The organism is Rhodococcus sp. B10 (assembly GCF_011770055.1).
Lineage (GTDB): Bacteria > Actinomycetota > Actinomycetes > Mycobacteriales > Mycobacteriaceae > Rhodococcoides > Rhodococcoides kyotonensis_B.
In genome coordinates this window covers 1-2,970 of sequence record NZ_JAAFYV010000069.1, presented here as the reverse complement: position 1 = coordinate 2,970, position 2,970 = coordinate 1, and the positions used below count along the sequence as shown (strand labels likewise).

The 2,970-nt window shown below is 56.0% G+C and carries 2 rRNA genes; both read left to right on the top strand.

What is annotated here, in order from left to right:
* Positions 1-2,725 (top strand): 23S ribosomal RNA (locus RhoFasB10_RS25610); the annotation flags it as partial.
* Between the two features lie 127 nt (positions 2,726-2,852).
* Positions 2,853-2,969 (top strand): 5S ribosomal RNA (gene rrf / locus RhoFasB10_RS25605).
* Position 2,970 lies beyond the last annotated feature (1 nt).

Sequence of the window (2,970 nt, the reverse complement as noted above, 5' to 3'; positions counted from 1 at the left end):
TGACTGTCGAGTGTGGATGCCCAAGTAGCAGCGGGCCCGTGAAATCTGCTGTGAATCTGTCGGGACCACCCGATAAGCCTGAATACTCCCTGGTGACCGATAGCGGACTAGTACCGTGAGGGAAAGGTGAAAAGTACCCCGGGAGGGGAGTGAAATAGTACCTGAAACCGTGCGCTTACAATCCGTCAGAGCCTGCGAGTCACTTGTGACTGTGGGTGATGGCGTGCCTTTTGAAGAATGAGCCTGCGAGTTAGTGGCATGTCGCGAGGTTAACCCGTGTGGGGTAGCCGTAGCGAAAGCGAGTCCGAATAGGGCGTATCCACTTGTGTGGTGTAGTGGCGTGTTCTAGACCCGAAGCGGAGTGATCTACCCATGGCCAGGTTGAAGCGACGGTAAGACGTCGTGGAGGACCGAACCCACTTAGGTTGAAAACTGAGGGGATGAGTTGTGGGTAGGGGTGAAAGGCCAATCAAACTCCGTGATAGCTGGTTCTCCCCGAAATGCATTTAGGTGCAGCGTCACGTGTTTCTCGTCGGAGGTAGAGCTACTGGATGGTCTAGGGGGCTTACCGGCTTACCGAAATCAGCCAAACTCCGAATGCCGATGAGTGAGAGCGTGGCAGTGAGACTGCGGGCGATAAGGTTCGTAGTCGAGAGGGAAACAGCCCAGATCGCCAGCTAAGGTCCCTAAGCGTGTACTAAGTGGAAAAGGATGTGGGGTCGCGAAGACAACCAGGAGGTTGGCTTAGAAGCAGCCACCCTTGAAAGAGTGCGTAATAGCTCACTGGTCAAGTGATCCTGCGCCGACAATGTAGCGGGGCTCAAGTACACCACCGAAGCTGCGGCACTCACACAATAGCCCGCACTGTTCCCACGGGGATGGTGCCAGGTGTGTGGGTGGGTAGGGGAGCGTCGTGCAGCCGTGGAAGCGCCGGGGTGACCTAGGTGTGGAGGCTGTGCGAGTGAGAATGCAGGCATGAGTAGCGAAAGACGAGTGAGAAACTCGTCCGCCGAATGACCAAGGGTTCCTGGGCCAGGTTAATCCGCCCAGGGTGAGTCGGGACCTAAGACGAGGCCGACAGGCGTAGCCGATGGACAACGGGTTGATATTCCCGTACCCGTGTGAACGCGCCCCTGGTGAATCAGTGATACTAACCGCCCTGAATCCCGATGACGGATCTCTTTCGAGAGTGATGCGTTGGGTGGATGCGTGGGACCTGATCTGGTAGTAGCCAAGCGATGGGGTGACGCAGGAAGGTAGCTGAGCCAGTCAGTGGTAATACTGGTGTAAGCCTGTAGGGCGAACGGTAGGCAAATCCGCCGTTCACATAGCCTGAGAGGTGATGCGTAGCCGATTGAGGCGAATTCAGTGATCCTATGCTGCCGAGAAAAGCCTCTAGCGAGCTTTCACACGGCCCGTACCCCAAACCGACACAGGTGGTCAGGTAGAGAATACTGAGGCGATCGAGATAACTATGGTTAAGGAACTCGGCAAAATGCCCCCGTAACTTCGGGAGAAGGGGGACCACGCCCGGTGATCGGACTTGCTCCGTGAGCTGGGTGGGGTCGCAGAGACCAGTGAGAAGCGACTGTTTACTAAAAACACAGGTCCGTGCGAAGTCGTAAGACGATGTATACGGACTGACGCCTGCCCGGTGCTGGAAGGTTAAGAGGACCGGTTAACTGCCCTCGTGGTGGTGAAGCTGAGAATTTAAGCCCCAGTAAACGGCGGTGGTAACTATAACCATCCTAAGGTAGCGAAATTCCTTGTCGGGTAAGTTCCGACCTGCACGAATGGCGTAACGACTTCTCAGCTGTCTCAACCATAGACTCGGCGAAATTGCATTACGAGTAAAGATGCTCGTTACGCGCGGCAGGACGAAAAGACCCCGGGACCTTCACTATAGCTTGGTATTGGTGTTCGGTTCGGTTTGTGTAGGATAGGTGGGAGACTGTGAAGCGGTGACGCCAGTTACTGTGGAGTCGTTGTTGAAATACCACTCTGATCGTATTGGATACCTCAACCTCGGACCATGATCTGGTTCAGGGACAGTGCCTGGTGGGTAGTTTAACTGGGGCGGTTGCCTCCCAAAATGTAACGGAGGCGCCCAAAGGTTCCCTCAGCCTGGTTGGCAATCAGGTGTCGAGTGCAAGTGCACAAGGGAGCTTGACTGTGAGACTGACAGGTCGAGCAGGGACGAAAGTCGGGACTAGTGATCCGGCACCGGCATGTGGAAGCGGTGTCGCTCAACGGATAAAAGGTACCCCGGGGATAACAGGCTGATCTTCCCCAAGAGTCCATATCGACGGGATGGTTTGGCACCTCGATGTCGGCTCGTCGCATCCTGGGGCTGGAGTAGGTCCCAAGGGTTGGGCTGTTCGCCCATTAAAGCGGCACGCGAGCTGGGTTTAGAACGTCGTGAGACAGTTCGGTCTCTATCCGCCGCGCGCGTCAGAAACTTGAGGAAGGCTGTCCCTAGTACGAGAGGACCGGGACGGACGAACCTCTGGTGTGCCAGTTGTTCCACCAGGAGCACCGCTGGTTAGCTACGTTCGGAAGGGATAACCGCTGAAAGCATCTAAGCGGGAAGCCTGTTCCAAGATGAGGTTTCTCACCCCCTTTGGGGGGGTAAGGCCCCCGGCAGACCACCGGGTTGATAGGCCAGAACTGGAAGTCGGGTAACCGATGCAGGTGACTGGTACTAATAGGCCGAGGACTTACCACAAAGAAGCTACGCGTCCACTGTGCAATATCTGAAACAACACACGTTTCAACACGATAACTGAATGAACCAACACCCTCGACACTGTCGAGTTCCCTGTTGTGTTCCGTGTGTGACTGTTTCACAGAGTTACGGCGGCCATAGCGGAGGGGAAACGCCCGGTCCCATTCCGAACCCGGAAGCTAAGCCCTCCAGCGCCGATGGTACTGCACCCGACAGGGTGTGGGAGAGTAGGACACCGCCGTGCA